Here is a 16,439-nt window from a genome sequence, read left to right on the forward strand (position 1 = left end):
TTGTCGTTTCTCAGTGAAGTTGAGCCACGGGCGTGTTAGTTGAGCCATCTGTCTGTTCTTCTCACTAAGATGAGCCACCGTACGAGTGCGTACAGGGTGCTCCGTGGCGAGAGTGAGACATGGGACAACCGGCGTTGGCGCTTTCCCGGGCTGCACCGGCCGAAGACTTCGAGATGCGGTTCGTCGACCGCGATGGGGTCGAACGCCGGGATCTGCTGCGGGCGTGCTGGATGGAGACGTTCGAGGTGGCGCCACCGGTCCGGAAGTTCAACTCGTATCTTGGTCAGCGCAGTTTCGACGGGTTGTGGTGGTCGGCGACGACGTCGGACCACGTGGGCTACGAGTCGTGGCTGGAGCGTGACCATGTCATGTTGCTCGACTTCGATCCGGATGTGACCGGGCTGGCGTCGCAACCGTTTCAGATCGGTTGGCAGCAGGGTGGCCGCCTGCGCTGGCACACCCCAGACTATTTCGTGCGGATGGTCGACGGGACCGGCGTGGTGGTTGACGTCCGGCCGGATGATCGGATCGATCCTGAGGATGCGGAGGCGTTCGAGGCCACTGCTCGTGCCTGCGACTCGGTGGGCTGGCGGTTTCGACGCGTCGGGGAAATCGATGCCGTGTTCGCCGCGAATCTGCGATGGCTCGCCGGCTACCGCCATCCCCGCTGCCTGCACCAGGGCCGGGCAGCGGATTTGCTGCGGGTTTTCTCCCGGCCTGCTGGGTTGATGGAGGGCGCCCGTCGTGTCGGTGACCCGATCGCGGTGCTGCCGACGTTGTTCCACCTGCTCTGGCGTCAGGCCCTGAGCACCGACCTGGCCGTGTCTGCGCTGTCGGCCGCGTCGGTGGTCCAAGCGGGCGGCGAGGAGCAGTGACGGTTTCGCGGCCCCGGGTTTTACAGGCGGGCGACACCGTTCGGCTCTCCGGCTCACTGCACACCGTCGTGTCGGTCTCCGCAGCGACGGTGCGGTTGCGCGATGTTCTCGCCGAAGAGACCGAACTGCCGTTGCCGCAGGTGATGCGGGCTCTGGAGTTGGTGTCGGCCAGCGATCCGGCTCCCCTGCCGCCCGCTGGCGTCCTGAACGGGCTGCCTCCGGCCGCGGCGGAGTTGGCTCGCTGGTGGGAAGGGCACATCATCGAAGTTCTTACTGGTCGGCGGCCTGACGCGGCACCGGGTTCGGCGCCGCGGCCGGAGTATGACCCGGCGCGGCATTCGCTGCGGCAACGGGAACTGCGCAAGCATGCCGAGCTGGTGCGGGAGGGGCATGAGGTCAGTTTCGCGAAGGTCAAGCGGCTTCGGCTCGCCTACGAGACGGACGGGCTCTGGGGTCTGGTCGATCAGCGGACCGCGAGGCCGAGCAAGGCGGTCGGCCGTGTCGATGACCGTGTCGTCGCCGCAGTGTCGCGTGCCATCGCTGGGGAGACCACTCGGTCGACCGGGACCGTGTCCAGGTTGCGGCGGCGGGTCCAGCAGATCCTGGTTGAGCAGTACGGGGACGATGCGCCGGAGATGCCGTCGCCGGCAACGTTCTACCGGGTCGTTGCACGGCTGTCCCAGGGCAAGCACACGTTCGGATCGGCCAAGACGCGGCGGTCGCTGGCCAAGGCCCCGGAAGGCCCGTTCGGGGCGGTTACGGCGCTGCGCCCTGGTGAGTGGATGCAGGTCGATTCCACCCCGCTGGATGTCCGGGTGGTGCTGGATACCGGCGTGGTTGATCGGGCTGAGTTGACTTGGATGGTGGATCTTGCCACGCGGAGTATTCCCGCGGCGGTGTTGCGGCCGACGACCAAGGCGGTGGACGCCGCGGTCCTGCTGGCCAGGACGTTGACCCCGGAGCCGATGCGGCCCGGCTGGTCGGATGCGGTGCGCATGGCCAGGTCCGTGTTTCCGCATCGTCGGCTGGTAGTGCTTGATGAGCGGCTGGAGCAGGCAGCAGCCCGGCCTGTGATCGTTCCTGAGACGATCGTCTGCGATCACGGCAGGGCATACATTTCGCAGACTTTCCGGTCGGCTTGTCGAGCTATGGGCATAAACTTCCAGCCCACGCACAAGGGGTCCCCTTGGGAGAAGGGCGTGGTCGAACGCAGTTTCGACTCAGTGGGCACCCTGTTCGCCCAGTACGTTGCCGGCTACGTCGGCCCCAACGTTGAACGACGCGGAGAGAACGCCGACCAGGACGCTGTCTGGTCGATGGCCGAGTTGCAGGCCCTGCTGGATGAATGGCTCGTGGTCGTCTGGCAGAACCGGCCCCATGGTGGGCTACGGCACCCCCTGACCCCGGGCAAGGCGTTGACTCCGAACGAGCAGTATGCGGCCCTGGTCGAGGTTGCGGGATACGTTCCGGTTCCGTTGAGTGCCGACGACTATGTCGAGTTGCTGCCGGTCTGCTGGAGGGCGATCAACCGCTACGGCATCAAGATCAGTCACCGCACCTACGACAGCCGAGCCCTCAACCCCTACCGGGGGCAACACTCGGGGATCGCAGCCAAGAAAGGGCTGTGGGAAGTTCACCACGACCCCTACGACGTCACCCGGATTTGGGTCCGCAATCACCACGCCAGCGGCTGGATCACCCTCGACTGGAAGCACCTCAAGGCCGCACCCGCCCCGTTCGGCGAACTGGCTTGGGACCATGCTCGAACCCTTCTTGCTGAGCGCGGCCACGACGATGCGACCGAAGCCGAGATCGCCGAGGCCGCCAATGACCTGCTGTCCCGCGCGGAACGCGGCCCGCAGAAGGAGTCCAACGCAACCCGACGGGACCGCCGGGTTGCCGGCCGAACCCGGGCGACCAGCGAACCAACCGGACCGCGGCCCGCCGTCGAGCCCGAGCCAGTGGACATCGGCGAACCGGAACCCGAAACAGACAGCGTCAGTGCAGAGCAACTCGCCCAGGTCATCCCGCTGCCGGTGTTCGACGCTCGCAGGGAGGCCGAGAAATGGCGGTTCTGAACCAGGTCAGCCAACTGGAGGACCGTCGCCAGCCCACCACCACGCTGGAAGGGTGGCGACGTTTCGTCGAATCAGACCAACCCGAGTTCACGTTGTTGCCCGAGGATGAGTGGGCTGCGCTGTCGGAAGACGACCGGGTCATCTATGACGAGGCTCGTATTGCTCACCACGCCGAACTTATGGTCGTGACGACCTCCACCATTCAGGAGATCACCAATGAGGGCCGGCTGCTAACACTGATGAACCAGCGCGAGAACGGAGCCCGCCGCGGGCTCATCGTCTCCGGCGGCGCAGCGACCGGCAAGACCACCGCGATCAAGCAGTTGGGCCGGCTTCACGAACTACGAACCCGACGCCGCTTCCCGGGGTCCGACCGGATCCCGGTCGTTTACGTGACCGCGCCCCCCAAGGGCTCACCACGGAAGCTGGCGATGGAGTTCGCCCGATTCCTCGGTCTGCCGCCGGTCTCTTCACGGGCCAACGCCACGGACATCGCCGACGCGGTCTGCCAGGTCATGATCGATGCCCGCTGCGACATCGTAATCGTCGACGAACTACACAACATCAACATGGCGACCACCGCGGGCGAAGACCACTCCGACCACATGAAATACCTGGTCGAGCATCTGCCTGCAACCTTCATCTATGCCGGAATCGAAGTCGAACGGACGGGCCTGTTCACCGGCGTCCGCGGCAAACAACTCGCCGGCCGGTGCGCACTGGTCAACACCGGCCCGTTTCCCGTCCACGATGAATGGAAGCAACTCGTCGCAGGGATGGAGAACACCCTGCGGCTGCACCACCACGAACCAGGATCGCTGGTCGTCGCAGCCAAGTACCTCCACCAACGCACCGGCGGCATGATCGGCAGCTTGTCGCACCTGATCAGGGCCTCCGCCATCCGCGCGATCCTCAGCGAAACAGAGGCCATCACCCAGGCCGTCATGGACAGGGTCCGCATCGACCACGCCGCAGAGTCATCGACCCGTCGCACCAGTTCAGGACGCTGATGATCCGGCACCAGCCGACGATCAGACCGCTCCCGCGCCCAGTGGCGCCGGTCCAAGACGAGACGATGTCCTCCTTCCTGCACCGGCTCGCCGCTCGAAACCATGTGGCCATCCAGGATCTCACCGCACATGTCTCCACGACTGTCCACGAACAGGGCCGCAGATACTCGCAGATCAGCATCGACTCGTTGGCAGCCGCCAGCGGTCTTGCGGCCGCAAGCCTCGCCTACGCACTGCCGGAGATTCGAGAGCAGCACGCCCATCACCGTGTGCTCCACCTCGCCGGCCGAACCGTCGCCGGCCAACCGAACTTCGTAAGGCTGGCCTGCCGCCGCTGCATGGCCTCCAAAGCAATAGCCGGCCCTGTCCAGCTCTGGGCCCGCCACGACCACAACGTCTGCTTGCGGCACCGCCTCTGGATCGGCGAGGGCGTGCACGAGGTCGGCGAGCAGCTCGACGTCTCCGACCTTCCTGAGATCGGCCGAGCGCAGTCACGGCACCGAAACCTCGTTCGGCGGCATGGGCACCGAAGCGTCAGCGCCTTCTATGAGACGGCCCACGAGATCAGCGACTGGTCGTCGCGGAATTCCTTGTCGCCAACCCCGCGTTCTGCGCGCAGACGGTACTTCTTCAAGCGGGAACAGGCCAAGATCCTGCCGTGGTCATACAGCCACGCCGCCCACTATCCGGAGGTGGTCGGCGTCCTGAGCGTCCTCGCTTCGCCGTTCTGGCGGCGCCTGGCGATCTCGGCGATCCCGGCTGACTGGCGGCTCTTTCTGCAACAGGTGGGTCGCAACGGCATCACCAACGGCGACCCGGCCACCAACGCGCCCTTGCGGAACTGGATGGTCGAGCAGCGGCGGAAGCAGACGGCGGGCGGAGAAGAACGCGGCTATCTCGATCCGCCCGCCGCCGTCGTCGACTGATGCTCGACCCCTGCGGCGGACTCCGGGATCGCCGCGCTTGTGACGAGCGCGGCGATGCGTAGCAGATCCCTCGCGCGGAAGTACGCCACGGCGTCTTCGTCGTAGAGACCTCCGCTGATGCGACGCCGTAGCTGTTGGGCTGTGTCGTGGAGCCGGCGGTGCTGCTCATCCGACAGCGGACCGCGACTTGCCAGGCAGGCGGACACGGCGACGTCGATCTCGCGCGCGCCGGGATCGTCCCACGCGAGCAGTCGGGGAAGCCTGCTCCGGCGCCAATAGGTCAACGCGTGTAGCGCCGCGTGCTGCGGAGCGCCGTACCAGATCGATGGACCGAGGTTAGGGTTCGCGTCACCGGGCCGGGGTGCCCGGTGGCCGAGCCGTTTCGCCGTGCGGCGCTCGGCGGCATACCTTCGCAGATGGTCATGCCAGAGGCTGCGGCTGGCCGCGAGATGATCGAGCGCGCGCAGGAGCGCTCCGTCGTCACGTTGGAACGGTCCGGCCAACTCGCCGAGGAAACTGAGCGTCGCCTCGAATCCGATTGGTCGGTACAACTGCACGCACGAGCGCAGCGCGGAAACCCGTCGCCGGTGCGGCAGCGCGGGGTTGCGGACGTGGTTGGCGAACGCACTGAAGCTCACCGGCCGAGAGTAGAACCGGGTACAAGGCCGACGACTTGGGGCAGGGCCGTGCTGCGCCGACAATTGGCGCTTCTTGCGGGTTGGCTCAAGATAGTGAGAAGAACACACCTGCGTCGGTTCTCACTATCTTGAGCCAACCCAGGTCAGCAAGCTGCGGGTGGCTCAACTTCACTGAGAACGGACACAGGTCGCCGCGAGCGCGGTAGAGAGCACGCCGCCGAACGCCACGGTTCCCTCGTGGGATGCGTAGGCGATCCAATCGTGCTGCTCGTCGGTCCAGAAACCCTCCAGCGTGGTGTACCTCGGTGCGACGATCTCGACATCCAGCAGGTAGGCGACCCCGTCCTCGCGCAACTCGACCACACGCGGGCGGCCGAGCGCTCGCAGCACCCGGCGAACGGCTTCAACGCCGTCGTCCTCCCACATCGACGCCCCGGTCAGGACCAGCACGCCGTGCGGAACCGGACCACTCAGCAACGGGTACCACAAGCCTTGCTGTACTCCCCACCGCCGCTGCAACGACGTCCGCCAGGCCGATGACTCCTCGGGCGTGAGCACGCGCCGGTACGGGACGGGGCCGGCGCGGAAATCGGGCTGCGCCGACCACTGCCGCACCTTCGCCGCGAAACGCCGGCGCTCATCGGCCACGGCCTGTGCTTCGACCTCGTCGTACGGCGGCTTGGTGAACGGCGAGTGCGCACGCTCGGCGGCCGCGACCAGCAGGCCGGCCACGACGTCAACGGCGGGAAGCCGGTCCGGATCGGGCCGCTCAACCTCCATGAGCATGGCGTCCACGACGTTGTAGCGGGGGAAGATCCGCTTCGCCTCGGTGGTGTAGTCGTATCCATTGGCTTGGCGGCCGGAGTTGGGCAGCCGGCCGTACGCGCTCAGGAGGCCCCCGTATCGCGTCGTCAGATACCGGCGTGACGCCCAGTGCAGCGTCGTGGGATCCACGCACACATCCTCTCCCGTCAGTCACGGACGGTCGCGAGCTTCGGGCGTTCGGGCCCGAAGCTCGCAGGTGAGCACGAGAACCCACCCTTTCGGGTGATGACACGCTAGGTGATCGACGTATGCGGGCGATACCCTGTGCGTATGCGTGAGATGCGCAAAGAGCGGGTAACGGTGACCATGCCCGCCGATGACGCCGCGGCCGTGCGGCGGTTCGTGGACTCCGGCGGTGCCGAGTCCGTGTCGGCGTATGTCGCCGAGGCGGTGCGGGACCGGCTCGCCCGGGACCGGGCGCTGCTGACCCTCAACGAGCTGTACGCGCAGCGGGGCGTGCGGATGGACCCGGAGCACCACGCGTGGGCGCGTGAGGTGCTGGGGGTGGCGCCCACGGGCGGGACGGTGTCGTGACCGCGGTCGGTGGGCGGATTCTGGACAGCTCCGCGATCCTCGGGTTCGTGGCCGGTAAGCCGTACAGCTCGGCGATCGTGTGGCACGCCGTCGACCAGGGTGTCGTGCTGGCGGTGCCGGCGGCGGCGCTGGCCGAGGCGTGGGCGCAGACGTCGCCGAAGGACTACGACGTGCTGAAGGTACTGCTGTCGCTGCCGGTGGTGGTCGTCGACGCCCTCACCGCGGCGGACGCGGTCGACTCCGGCGCGCTGTTCGCCGGCGAGGGCGGCCCGGCGACGGTCGCGGCCGCGCACGTGGTCCGCCGGGCCCAGGCGCGGCCGGGCTGGGCGATCGTGACGGACCGCGCCGACGTACTGCGCACCCTCGACCCGCAGGCGGAGATCGACGAACTCCCCTGACGCCCATTGCCGAACCCTGTCGTACGGTGTGTCGCGCTCGGAAAATGTCATAGGTGGCTGGTATGACTGTTCCGACACATGTTCGATAGACGGGTTGGGGAGGGTGCAATGGTTGCCGCGCGGACCGCGGTCACGGGCTTGTCGACGGTGGATCTGGAGCAGATCCGGGACACCCTCGCGGCCGGCCGGAAACCGAAGGTCGTGTTCACCGAGCAGGCCGGGCAGATCGCCGGGCAGCTGGGCCAGGTCGTCGCACTGACGGACCCGGAGCTGTCCGACGAGTGGGTCGTGGTCCGGTTCGGCCGCGACGAGCTGCCCTTCTCCCCCGCCGACCTGGCGATCGCGCCGAAGGCCCCACCGGCCAAGCGCGCCCCCGCCGTTCCCGCACCTCGTGAGGAGAGCCCCGTGCCAGCCCCTTCCGTAGCCGACTCCCCCGCCACGACCGAGGCGCCGGACTCCCCCGGTTCCCCGGCTCCGGCCCCGGCCGCCGACCCGAGTCCCGCCCTGCCCGCGGCCGCGACGACCCCGGCCGCGACACCCCAGGCCTCGAGCGCCGATTCGTCCGATTCGTCGGGTTCCGGGGCGAAGAACACGCCCGGGAAGCCCGCCGCGAAGAAGGCCGCCCCGAAGCCGAAGCCCGCGCCCGGGCTGACCGTGACCCTCTCCTACGCCGACGGCGAGTGGACGGTCGCGGCGAACCAGGGTGCGAAGGCCCTCGCCAAGCCCTACGTCATCAAGGCCGGCGAGGCGCTGAAGATGGTCGCGATGCTGGACGTGCCGGGCGTGCACGAGGCGGTCGAGGAGATCGTGTCGGCGGCCCGGGCGGAGGCCGAGACCCAGGCGGAGCGGCTGCGGGCCGAGCTGGCGGAGATCGAGGCGCGGCTCGCCGAGCTGCGCGAGGCCGAGTAGCCGCCGCCCGGATTCGGGTCCCTGGCTTCGACGTCCGCGATCGGTCCCGGCTGCGCCTCGGCGACCGGGGCCGATCTGCACATCTGCCGACGGGATGGTTGCGCCTCCCGGGCACAGCGCTACCGTGTCCGGGATCGACACAACCCACCTGCGGCAGGAACGGATATGAGCACGTGAGCGACGGGGAGCCAGCTGCACCGGCCGAATCCGCGACCTCCCTGGTGGAGACGGCGCCGGGTGGCACGGCCTCGGACGCCGGACCCGCCACTGCTGCGGTGGGCGCGGACGCCGTCCGGGGCGACGGCGCGACCGCTGTGGTGGAGGCGGACCGCCCCGGCTCGTCCGCGATGCCGGGTGACGCGGCCTCGGACACCGCGGGAGACGTGGGCACTGTCCGAGGCGACGCCGCCGTCCGGCCTGCCGACTTCGCGACCGCCGTGGCGGAGGCGGCCTCGGGCACCGTCCGGGGCGACGCGCCCGCTGCGCCTGCGACGGTCGAGCCGGTCCGGGCGTGGCGGGTGCCGTGGCTGTGGCGCGTGCTGCTCGTCCTCGCCCGGATGGTCGTCGCCCCCGTGGCCCGGCTGCGGGTCACCGGCGGGCTCCCGCCCGAGCTGTGCGGCGGCCCGGTCATCCTCGCCGTGAACCACATCGGGCCGTTCGACCCCGTCGCGATCACCGCCGCGTGTGGCGCCGCCGGGATCGCGCCGCGGCTGATGGCGACCGGCGGGCTGTTCCGGGCGCCGGTCGTGGGGTCGGTGATGCGCGCGTCCGGGCATATCCGCATCAACCGGCGGCAGGCGAACGTCGCCGCCGCCGTCGACGACGTGACGCGGGCCCTCGCGGCCGGGTCGCACGTCCTCGGATACCCGGAGGGCCGCATCACCCTCGACCCCGGGATGTGGCCGGAGCGCGGGAAGACGGGGCTGGCCCGGGTGGCGCTCGCGACCGGGGCGCCGGTCGTCGCCGTGGCGCAGTGGGGGGCGCACGAGGTCGCGGCGTGGGGCGGGTTCGGGCCGACGGTCCGGGCCCTGTCACGGGCGCTGGTACGCCGGCCGGTCGTGCGGGTGCACTTCGGCGCGGTCGTGGACCTGTCCGGGATCGACCCGGCCGCGCCCGGAGCGGCCCAGCGCGCCACCGACCGGATCATCGACGCGATCACCGGCGAGCTGCGGCCGTTGCGGGCCGACGAGCCGCGTCTGCCCCGCTACGTCGACCCGGTGCGGCCCCTGACGCTCCAGCGGCGGCACCGGCCCGCCGGCACTCGCCCGATCGGCTGAGGCACAGGCATCCGGGGAACAAGTCGGCGCGGATGTCGAGAACCTGGTGCCGGCTCCGTCCCCGGGGTGTCCGACGAGCGAGAAGGAATGGGACAGACATGAAGTATCTGCTGCTCAAGCACTACCGTGGCGGCCCCGAGCGGGTGGTGGACTATGCGCCGATGGACCGGTGGACGCCCGAGGAGGTCGACGCGCACGTGCAGTACATGGTCGACCTCGCGAACCGGCTGCAGGAGTCGGGCGAGTTCGTCAACGGGCAGGCGTTGCAGCCCGGGGGCTCGTTCGTGCGGTACGACGGGGAGGGCAAACCACCGGTCACCGACGGGCCGTTCGCGGAGACGAAGGATCTCATCGCCGGCTGGATGATGATCGACGTGGACTCGTGGGAGCGGGCGGTGGAGGTGGCCGGGGAGCTCTCGGCGTCGCCCGGGCCGGGCGGCAAGCCGCTGCACGAGTGGCTCGAGGTGCGGCCGGTGCTGTCCGACTTCGGCCCGTCCACCGGCTGAAGACACACCGGCTGAAGGACGCAGCCTCAAGGACACCGGCCGAAGGACACCGGCCGGATCGGGCCGGGAGCCGGCCTCGCGGTCGAGGGAGCATGGCGGAAAGGACGGGCGTCGTGGACGAGGCGCTGCTGCGTGAGCTGGTGCCGACGGTCATCGCGGTGCTCGTGCGTCGCGGTGCCGACTTCGCCTCCGCCGAGGACGCGGTGCAGGAGGCGCTCATCCGGGCCCTCGGCACGTGGCCGGACGATCCGCCGCGGGACCCGAAGGCGTGGCTCGTCACTGCGGCGTGGCACCGGTTCCTCGACGCGGCCCGGTCCGAGGCGTCGCGGCGCGGGCGGGAGGCGGCCGTCGACGCGGAGCCGCCCGCCGGGCCGGTCGCGGGCACCGACGACACGCTGCGGCTGTATTTCCTGTGCGCGAACCCGGTGCTGCCCGCCGCCGCGGCCGTGGCGTTGACGCTGCGGGCGGTCGGCGGGCTGACGACCCGGCAGATCGCGGCCGCGTACCTGGTGCCGGAGGCGACGATGGCCCAGCGGATCAGCCGGGCGAAGCGGCGGCTCGCCGGGCTGCCGCTGGACCGCCCCGGGGACCTGGGCACGGTGCTGCGCGTGTTGTACCTGGTGTTCAACGAGGGGTACAGCGGCGACGTCGACCTGGCGGCGGAGGCGATCCGGCTGACCCGTCAGCTCGCGGCACTGGCCGCCGAGCCGGAGGTCGCCGGGCTGCTGGCGCTGATGCTGCTGCACCACGCCCGGCGGGCCTCGCGGACGGGGCCCGGCGGGCGGCTGGTGCCGCTGGCCGAGCAGGACCGGTCGCGGTGGGACACGGGGCTGATCGCCGAAGGGGTGGCGGTGCTGCAGGCGGCCCTGGCCACGGACCGGCTGGGCGAGTACCAGGCGCAGGCCGCGATCGCCGCCCTGCACGCCGACAGCCCGAGCGCGGCGGAGACGGACTGGGTACAGATCGTCGAGTGGTACGACGAGCTGCTGCGGCTCACGGGCGACAACCCGGTCGTGCGGCTCAACCGGGCGGTGGCGGTCGGCGAGGCCGATGGTGCCCGGGCGGGGCTGGCGGCGCTCGGCGGGCTCGACGCGGGCCTGCCGAGGTTCAAGGCCGTGCAGGCGTACCTGCACGAGCGCGCCGGCGACCGTGGGCTCGCCGCGGAGCTGTACGCCGCGGCGGCCCAGGAGGCGACGAGCGTGCCCGAGCGGGACCATCTGACCCGGGAGGCGGCCCGGGTCCGGCAGGGCTAGGCCCTTCCGGCCTGCGCCGCGCGCAGCCAGGTCACACCGGGGCACACGCCGCCGACCGCGGGCTCACGGGTCAGCGGCGCCGGACCGGGTCAGGCGCCTTCGCGGCGCATGCGCAGGTAGGCGAGGACCGCCTCGCGGGTCGTGCGCACGCCCAGGACCTCGCGGGCCTCGGCGATGCGCCGGTTCGCGGTGCGCAGCGACAGGAACTCGGCCGCCGCCGCGGCCGCGATCGTCTCGCCGCCGGCGAGCCGTTCCAGCAGGGCGCGCTGCTCGGGGGCGAGCACCGGTCCCCCGGCGTCGTCGGCCGGTTCGGTGCCGAGATCGGCGTCGGGGTCGGTGGTGACCGGGCCGATGCGGGCCAGGTCGGCGAGCAGGGCCCGGCCGATCTCGGCGGCGGTGTCGGCGATCGCGACGATCCCCGCGCCGCGGGCGGCGGCGAGGAGGGCGAGTTCGGCGGTGTCGGCGTCGGCGATCCGGCCGAAAAGCGCCAGGCGCGCGTCGGACACGTCCCAGGCCTGGTCGGTCAGGGCGAAGCCCTCGCGGGTGGTCCAGCCCGCCCGGGCGAGTCTGCGCAGCACGGCGGTGGCGTCGGCGCCGTTCGCCACGACGTACCGCGGTGCGAGTGCCGGATCTCCCGCCATCAGCGGCCCACAGGAGAAGACATGCGCCCACCATGCGATGAAGGGGCCGCCTCGCACAAGACCATCGCGTTACTCATCCACGCCTCTCAATGCCGAGGCCGGGGAGGTGAAGGATGCCCGCTCGCCGGGCCCGTCAAACACGAGCGAGCCAGGCGCGTCAAACACGAGCGGGCCAGGCGCGTCAAACACGAGCGGGCCGTGCCCGTCGGACACGAGCAGGCGGAAACAGAGGCCCGGCGGGCGCAAGCGTGCACGCGGGCTCACTGGGCGAGCTCTTCGATGGCCAGCGCCGCGGCCTCGGTGCGGGTCTTGGCGCCGAGCTTGCGCATCCCCGAGCGGATGTGCGTCTCCACGGTCTCCCGGGAGATGCCCAGCTGCCCGGCGATCCGGCGTGTCGGCTCCCCGTTGGCCACGAGCCGCAGCACGTCCCGCTCGCGGTCGGTGAGGTCGTCGCCGGCCCGGCGGCCGCGGGTGTCGCGGCGGATCGAGTGCCGCCGCAGCGCCCGGCGGGCCCGGCCGAGCAGCACGACGAGCCCGGCCTCCTCGGCCAGGCGCTCGGCCTCGAGCAACGGCGGTACGGCCAGGTCGGCGCCCTCCTCGAGCAGCCCCTGGGCCAGCAGGCACCGGACCTCCTCGCGGCGGGCGAGCTCGTGCCAGGCGGCCGCGGCCTCGGCGAAGCGCACCGGGGCCTTCCACGCCTCCAACGTCACCTGCACCGGCGTGAGGGGCATGGTGTCGTCGGCGCCGCTGAACGAGGTCCCGGCGTCGTAGGCGGCCCAGCGGGCGGTGATGCGCCGCAGCCCGTCGACGAGCGGCGTGGACACGGTCGCGTCGGCGGGCTCGAACGCCTGGTCGGGGCGGCCGTCGAGCCAGGCCGCCTCGCGGGTGACCCAGTCCAGGACGGGGCCGGCGGACGCGGGCCGGTTCTGCAGCGACTCGAGGCGGGCCCGGGCCGGGGCGAGCAGGCCGCCGTCGGCCTCGGCGAGGCTCGCGGCGGCGACGGCGTAGCCGCGGGCCAGGGCGGGCAGGGTCCGGTCGGCGAGGTCCCCGGCCCGGCGCACGACCTCGTCGATGCCGTCGCCGCGCAGGGCGTCGCACCACAGCTGGGCGGCCAGGAACCGGGTCTGCCAGCTGTAGGCGAGGTCCCCGGCGCAGGCGGCGGCCGCGGCCGCCGCGGCCTGGGAGGCCTCGGCGAGGCGGGCGTCGGCGGTGAGGGTCTCCACGAGCAGCCACGCGGACCAGCGGGCGGCGAGGGCGTCGCCGGCCTGCCCGGCGGCGGAGGCGGCGGACGCGAGCCCGTACTCCCAGCCGGGCTGGCGGGTCCCGGCGCGCACGGCCGCGATCGCCGCGCGCAGGCCTGGGTGTGCGGGCGCCTCGCCGTGGACCCGCAGCAGCTCCTCGGCCCGGGCCAGGGCGCCGCCGGGGTCGGTGGTGAGCATGGACAGCAGCCGGATGCGGTCCCGGCCGCCGACGACCTCGGCCGGCGCGTCGTCGGGGACGGCGGCGACGGCCGCGGCGGCGGGCACGGCGCTGCCCTGCTGCAGCAGCGCCTCGCCGCGCAGCACGGCCGCGACCGGGTCGGTGGTGGCCGGGTCGATGACCCGCAGGCAGGAGCCGGGCCGGCCGGCGGCGAGCGCGGCGCGGGCGGCGGCGATGCGGACCTCGGGCTCGGCCTCGACGCCGGGCAGGTCGCAGGCGAGCAGGAGCAGCTCGGCCCGGTCGCCGGAGGACTCGGCGGCCGCGGCCGCGGTCACGGCGACCTGGTAGGCCTCGGGGCCGGCGCCGGCCGCGGCGAGGTGCCGGGCGGCCTCGCGGGGCGGGACGAGCGTGGCGAGGCGGCGGTGGACGGCGGCGCGCTCCTCGGCGGAGAGCAGGCCGGCGGCGACCTCGGCGGTGTAGGGCGAGACGGGCGCGGCGACACCGTCGGTCAGCTCGACGAGGCCGGCCTCGACCAGCTCGGTGAGGCCCTCGCCGAGGACGGTCGCGGTGACCGGGCGGCCGAGCAGGCCCAGGGCGGCCATCGCGGTGCGGGCGGGGCGGGTGAGGTCGGCGAGGGCTCCGGCGACGGTGTAGGCGAGGCCCTTGTCGAGCCCGTCGCCGCCGTCGCGCGGGGTGCCGCCCTGCGCGGCGTGCTTGGCCAGGGCCACCACGGCGAGCGGGACGCCGCCGGCGCGGCGGACGAGGTCGGTGACGACTGCGGCCGAGGCGGACGGGGCGAGCTGGCGCACGAGCGCGGCCGCGGCGTCGGCGGGCATCGGCGGCATCTGCAGCCAGGCGCCGGACCGGGCGGCCGCGGCGCGCAGGGCCCGCTCGGCGTCGCCCGGCAGCCGGTGCGGCGTACGGAGTGTGACAACTATCCGACAGTGCTCCGCGATGGCTGGGAGGGCGGCCATCGTGAGCGGATCCGCCCACTGGAGGTCGTCGAGCAGTAGCAGACCGTGACGGACGCGGGAGCGGACGGCCTCGGCGAGCAGCGGCGCCTCATGTGACGGGAGTCGCACCCGCACGGCCCGGGACAGGGGCAGGGCCGGCACGCCGCGCAGCATCGCCAGGGCGCCGCCGCTGAACACCGGGCCGCGGAAGGACTCCCCAAGGCGCTTGAGGACCCCGGTGCGCCCCGTGCCGGCCGTGCCCGCGATGACCACGAGACCCGGGTTACGCAGGGCGTCCACGGCCGCGGCGATCAGCTCGGCGGGCGGCCACACGGCAGGAACGCTCGCCCGGCCCACGACCGCCGACGCCACCGCCGGCGCGGCCGCCGGGCCGGCGACGGGCTCATCAGTCGGTGCCTCAGGCACGGGAAGCCTCCATTCCTGGCACGAACATGGGATCCTGCGCGCGCAGGATATTCGTAATGTGTGTGCCGTACGTGCGTGACATGACGGTACTGATTGCACCCAGGAGCGAATAATGAGCGAGGTCCACCCCTTGGACACCCGAGGGTACGTCGGCATTGTGGCTGAACCCACCGGCCTCGCGCAGTCGGTGATCAGTCTGTGCCCGACGTCGAAGCGGAGCTGACCCCGTGGCTCCAGGACCCCTGAGCTCCCGCGTGGGCGATCTGTGCGCCGAGGTCGGCAACCGCCTCGGCGGCGCCGCCCAGGCCCAGGTGGTCGACGTGCGCCGGCGGCTCGGCGAGCCGCTGCGGGTCGCGATCGCCGGCCGTCTCAAGTCCGGCAAGTCCACGCTCGTCAACGCCCTCATCGGCCGGCGGGTCGCGCCGACCGAGGTCGGCGAGTGCACCCGCATCGTCACGCAGTTCCGCTACGGCACCTCCGACCGCGTCGACGTGGTCAAGCGCAACGGCGCCCGGGTCAGCCTCCCGCTCGACGAGGCCGGCATGATCCCCCAGCGCCTCGGCGTCGCCCGCCACGAGGTCGCCTACGTCGACGTCACGCTCACCAGCGACCACCTGCGCGACCTGACCGTCGTCGACACGCCCGGCCTGTCCAGCGCCAACACGTCCGTGTCGGACCAGGCGCGCCGGTTCCTGTTCTCCGAGGCGCCGATCGACGACGACCTGGACTCCGACTCCGCGGGGGCGCTGTCCGGCGCCGAGGCCATCATCTACGTGTTCACGCAGTCGGTCCGCGATGACGACGTGCAGGCCCTGGAGGCGTTCCGGTCCATCTCCGCGCGGCTGTCGAGCAACCCGATCAACTCCCTCGGGCTGTTCAACAAGGTCGACAAGCTCGCCGGCGGTGGGCAGGACCCCTGGCCGATCGTCGCGCCGCTGGCCAACGACCAGTCCAAGGTCCTGCGCCGGGTCGTCTCCGATGTCGTACCGGTCGTTGGCCTCCTCGCCGAGACCACCGAGGCCGGCCGGCTCACCGCCGCCGACTGCGAGGCCCTGCGCCAGCTCGCCGCGCTCCCCCAGGGCGAGCGGACCGTGCTGCTGGCCTCCGTCGACCTGTTCACGACCCGCGAGTGCCCGGTCACCCGCGAGTCCCGCGAGCGGCTGCTGCGCCTGCTGGACCTCTACGGCATCAGCTTCGCCATCGCCCAGCTGGTCGCCAAGCCGACCCTGGCCACCGGCGAGCTCGTCCGGATGCTGTTCCAGGCCTCCGGGTTCCCGCGGCTGCGCCAGACCCTCGACCACGCGTTCCGGTGGCGCACCGACGCCATCAAGGCCGGCTGGGCGCTGTCCAGCCTCGAGAAGATCGCCAGCCACGCCGAGCGCCCGCACGACCGGGAGCTGCTGCGCGACGCGATCGAGCGGGTGCTGCAGCAGCCCGAGTCGCACCGGCTGCGGCTGCTGGAGGTCGCCCAGCTCGTCACCACCGGCGCGGTCGACCTGCCCGACCAGATGGAGGGCGAGCTGACCCGCCTCGCGCTGTCCAACGACCCGAGCTGGATCCTGAACCTGCCCCAGGCCGACCGCGACTCGATGGTCCGCGCCGCGCTGGACGCCGCCACCCGCTGGCGCGCCTACGCCGTGGCCGGCGCGAGCCCGTCGCAGTCCCGGGTCGCGCTCGTCGCGCACCGCGGCTTCTACCTGCTCTCCCAGCGCATCCGCGGCGGAGGGGCAAATGTCCGATAATCACGGGAACAGCAATATGGTCAGCACAG

At 71.9% G+C, this 16,439-nt stretch carries 15 protein-coding genes; 11 read left to right on the forward strand and 4 right to left on the reverse strand.

All coding sequences use genetic code 11. The annotated features are described in order from the left end of the window. Positions 1-119: 119 nt before the first annotated feature. Genes ABT369_RS33915 through ABT369_RS33930 form a run of 4 tightly spaced genes read left to right on the forward strand, consistent with a single transcriptional unit; the run spans position 120 to position 4,889 of the window. A complete protein-coding gene (locus tag ABT369_RS33915; RefSeq protein ID WP_350618122.1) occupies positions 120-875 on the forward strand; it encodes a TnsA-like heteromeric transposase endonuclease subunit in 756 nt (251 codons plus the stop codon). Next, entirely contained in the window at positions 872-2,953 is a 2,082-nt protein-coding gene (locus ABT369_RS33920; protein ID WP_350618124.1) for a TnsB C-terminal domain-containing protein, read from the forward strand. Before ABT369_RS33915 ends, ABT369_RS33920 begins: the two co-directional genes overlap by 4 nt. Next, positions 2,941-3,963 (forward strand): TniB family NTP-binding protein, encoded by a 1,023-nt coding sequence (locus ABT369_RS33925; RefSeq protein WP_350618126.1) that lies wholly within the window; start codon positions 2,941-2,943, stop codon positions 3,961-3,963. Before ABT369_RS33920 ends, ABT369_RS33925 begins: the two co-directional genes overlap by 13 nt. Next, complete coding sequence (locus ABT369_RS33930; RefSeq protein ID WP_350618128.1) at positions 3,963-4,889, forward strand: TniQ family protein; 927 nt, start codon at positions 3,963-3,965, stop codon at positions 4,887-4,889. Before ABT369_RS33925 ends, ABT369_RS33930 begins: the two co-directional genes overlap by 1 nt. On the opposite strand, the gene ABT369_RS33935 is transcribed toward ABT369_RS33930, so the two are convergent. Beyond that, entirely contained in the window at positions 4,856-5,527 is a 672-nt protein-coding gene (locus ABT369_RS33935) for a hypothetical protein (protein ID WP_350618130.1), read from the reverse strand. The genes ABT369_RS33930 and ABT369_RS33935 overlap by 34 nt on opposite strands. 168 nt (positions 5,528-5,695) lie before the next feature. After that, a complete protein-coding gene (locus ABT369_RS33940) occupies positions 5,696-6,481 on the reverse strand; it encodes a hypothetical protein (RefSeq protein ID WP_350618132.1) in 786 nt (261 codons plus the stop codon). 141 nt (positions 6,482-6,622) lie between these two features. On the opposite strand from ABT369_RS33940, the gene ABT369_RS33945 reads away from it, so the two are divergent. The 6 genes from ABT369_RS33945 to ABT369_RS33970 all read left to right on the forward strand — a co-directional run bounded on the left by ABT369_RS33945 (position 6,623) and on the right by ABT369_RS33970 (position 11,229). Beyond that, on the forward strand, positions 6,623-6,886 hold the full coding sequence (locus ABT369_RS33945) for a ribbon-helix-helix domain-containing protein (RefSeq protein WP_350618134.1): 264 nt from the start codon (positions 6,623-6,625) through the stop codon (positions 6,884-6,886). Beyond that, entirely contained in the window at positions 6,883-7,284 is a 402-nt protein-coding gene (locus ABT369_RS33950; protein WP_350618136.1) for a hypothetical protein, read from the forward strand. The genes ABT369_RS33945 and ABT369_RS33950 overlap by 4 nt, the downstream gene beginning before the upstream one ends. A 108-nt stretch (positions 7,285-7,392) precedes the next feature. Next, positions 7,393-8,193 carry a DUF6319 family protein gene (locus tag ABT369_RS33955; RefSeq protein ID WP_350618138.1) on the forward strand — a complete coding sequence of 267 codons (801 nt, stop codon included), beginning with the start codon at positions 7,393-7,395 and terminating at the stop codon, positions 8,191-8,193. A 557-nt stretch (positions 8,194-8,750) separates the two neighbouring features. Beyond that, the gene (locus tag ABT369_RS33960) at positions 8,751-9,470 is read left to right on the forward strand and encodes a lysophospholipid acyltransferase family protein (protein WP_350618206.1); all 720 of its coding nucleotides are present in this window, start codon (positions 8,751-8,753) and stop codon (positions 9,468-9,470) included. Positions 9,471-9,568: 98 nt separating this feature from the next. Beyond that, on the forward strand, positions 9,569-9,976 hold the full coding sequence (locus ABT369_RS33965; RefSeq protein WP_350618140.1) for a YciI family protein: 408 nt from the start codon (positions 9,569-9,571) through the stop codon (positions 9,974-9,976). A gap of 113 nt (positions 9,977-10,089) precedes the next feature. Next, positions 10,090-11,229, forward strand: coding sequence for an RNA polymerase sigma factor (locus tag ABT369_RS33970; protein WP_350618208.1), 1,140 nt, complete (start codon positions 10,090-10,092; stop codon positions 11,227-11,229). Positions 11,230-11,318: 89 nt separating this feature from the next. Here the strand turns inward: ABT369_RS33970 and ABT369_RS33975 are convergent, their stop codons facing one another. Continuing rightward, positions 11,319-11,870, reverse strand: coding sequence for a LuxR family transcriptional regulator (locus ABT369_RS33975; protein ID WP_350618142.1), 552 nt, complete (start codon positions 11,868-11,870; stop codon positions 11,319-11,321). 260 nt (positions 11,871-12,130) lie between these two features. Beyond that, complete coding sequence (locus tag ABT369_RS33980) at positions 12,131-14,668, reverse strand: LuxR C-terminal-related transcriptional regulator (RefSeq protein WP_350618144.1); 2,538 nt, start codon at positions 14,666-14,668, stop codon at positions 12,131-12,133. A 227-nt stretch (positions 14,669-14,895) separates the two neighbouring features. Between ABT369_RS33980 and ABT369_RS33985 the strand changes: the two genes are divergently transcribed. Next, positions 14,896-16,410 carry a dynamin family protein gene (locus tag ABT369_RS33985; RefSeq protein ID WP_350618146.1) on the forward strand — a complete coding sequence of 505 codons (1,515 nt, stop codon included), beginning with the start codon at positions 14,896-14,898 and terminating at the stop codon, positions 16,408-16,410. The last annotated feature ends 29 nt before the right edge of the window (positions 16,411-16,439 follow it).

Source organism: Dactylosporangium sp. NPDC000244, from assembly GCF_040300725.1.
GTDB lineage: Bacteria > Actinomycetota > Actinomycetes > Mycobacteriales > Micromonosporaceae > Dactylosporangium.

What these genes read in the sequence shown, in the direction of transcription:
- ABT369_RS33960 (WP_350618206.1), top strand. Translation starts at nt 8,751, where the DNA reads ATGGTCGTCGCCCCCGTGGCCCGGCTGCGGGTCACCGGCGGGCTCCCG.
- ABT369_RS33955 (WP_350618138.1), top strand. Translation starts at nt 7,393, where the DNA reads ATGGTTGCCGCGCGGACCGCGGTCACGGGCTTGTCGACGGTGGATCTG.
- ABT369_RS33945 (WP_350618134.1), top strand. Translation starts at nt 6,623, where the DNA reads ATGCGTGAGATGCGCAAAGAGCGGGTAACGGTGACCATGCCCGCCGAT.
- ABT369_RS33965 (WP_350618140.1), top strand. Translation starts at nt 9,569, where the DNA reads ATGAAGTATCTGCTGCTCAAGCACTACCGTGGCGGCCCCGAGCGGGTG.
- ABT369_RS33925 (WP_350618126.1), top strand. Translation starts at nt 2,941, where the DNA reads ATGGCGGTTCTGAACCAGGTCAGCCAACTGGAGGACCGTCGCCAGCCC.
- ABT369_RS33915 (WP_350618122.1), top strand. Translation starts at nt 120, where the DNA reads ATGGGACAACCGGCGTTGGCGCTTTCCCGGGCTGCACCGGCCGAAGAC.
- ABT369_RS33930 (WP_350618128.1), top strand. Translation starts at nt 3,963, where the DNA reads ATGATCCGGCACCAGCCGACGATCAGACCGCTCCCGCGCCCAGTGGCG.
- ABT369_RS33975 (WP_350618142.1), bottom strand. Translation starts at nt 11,870, where the DNA reads ATGGCGGGAGATCCGGCACTCGCACCGCGGTACGTCGTGGCGAACGGC.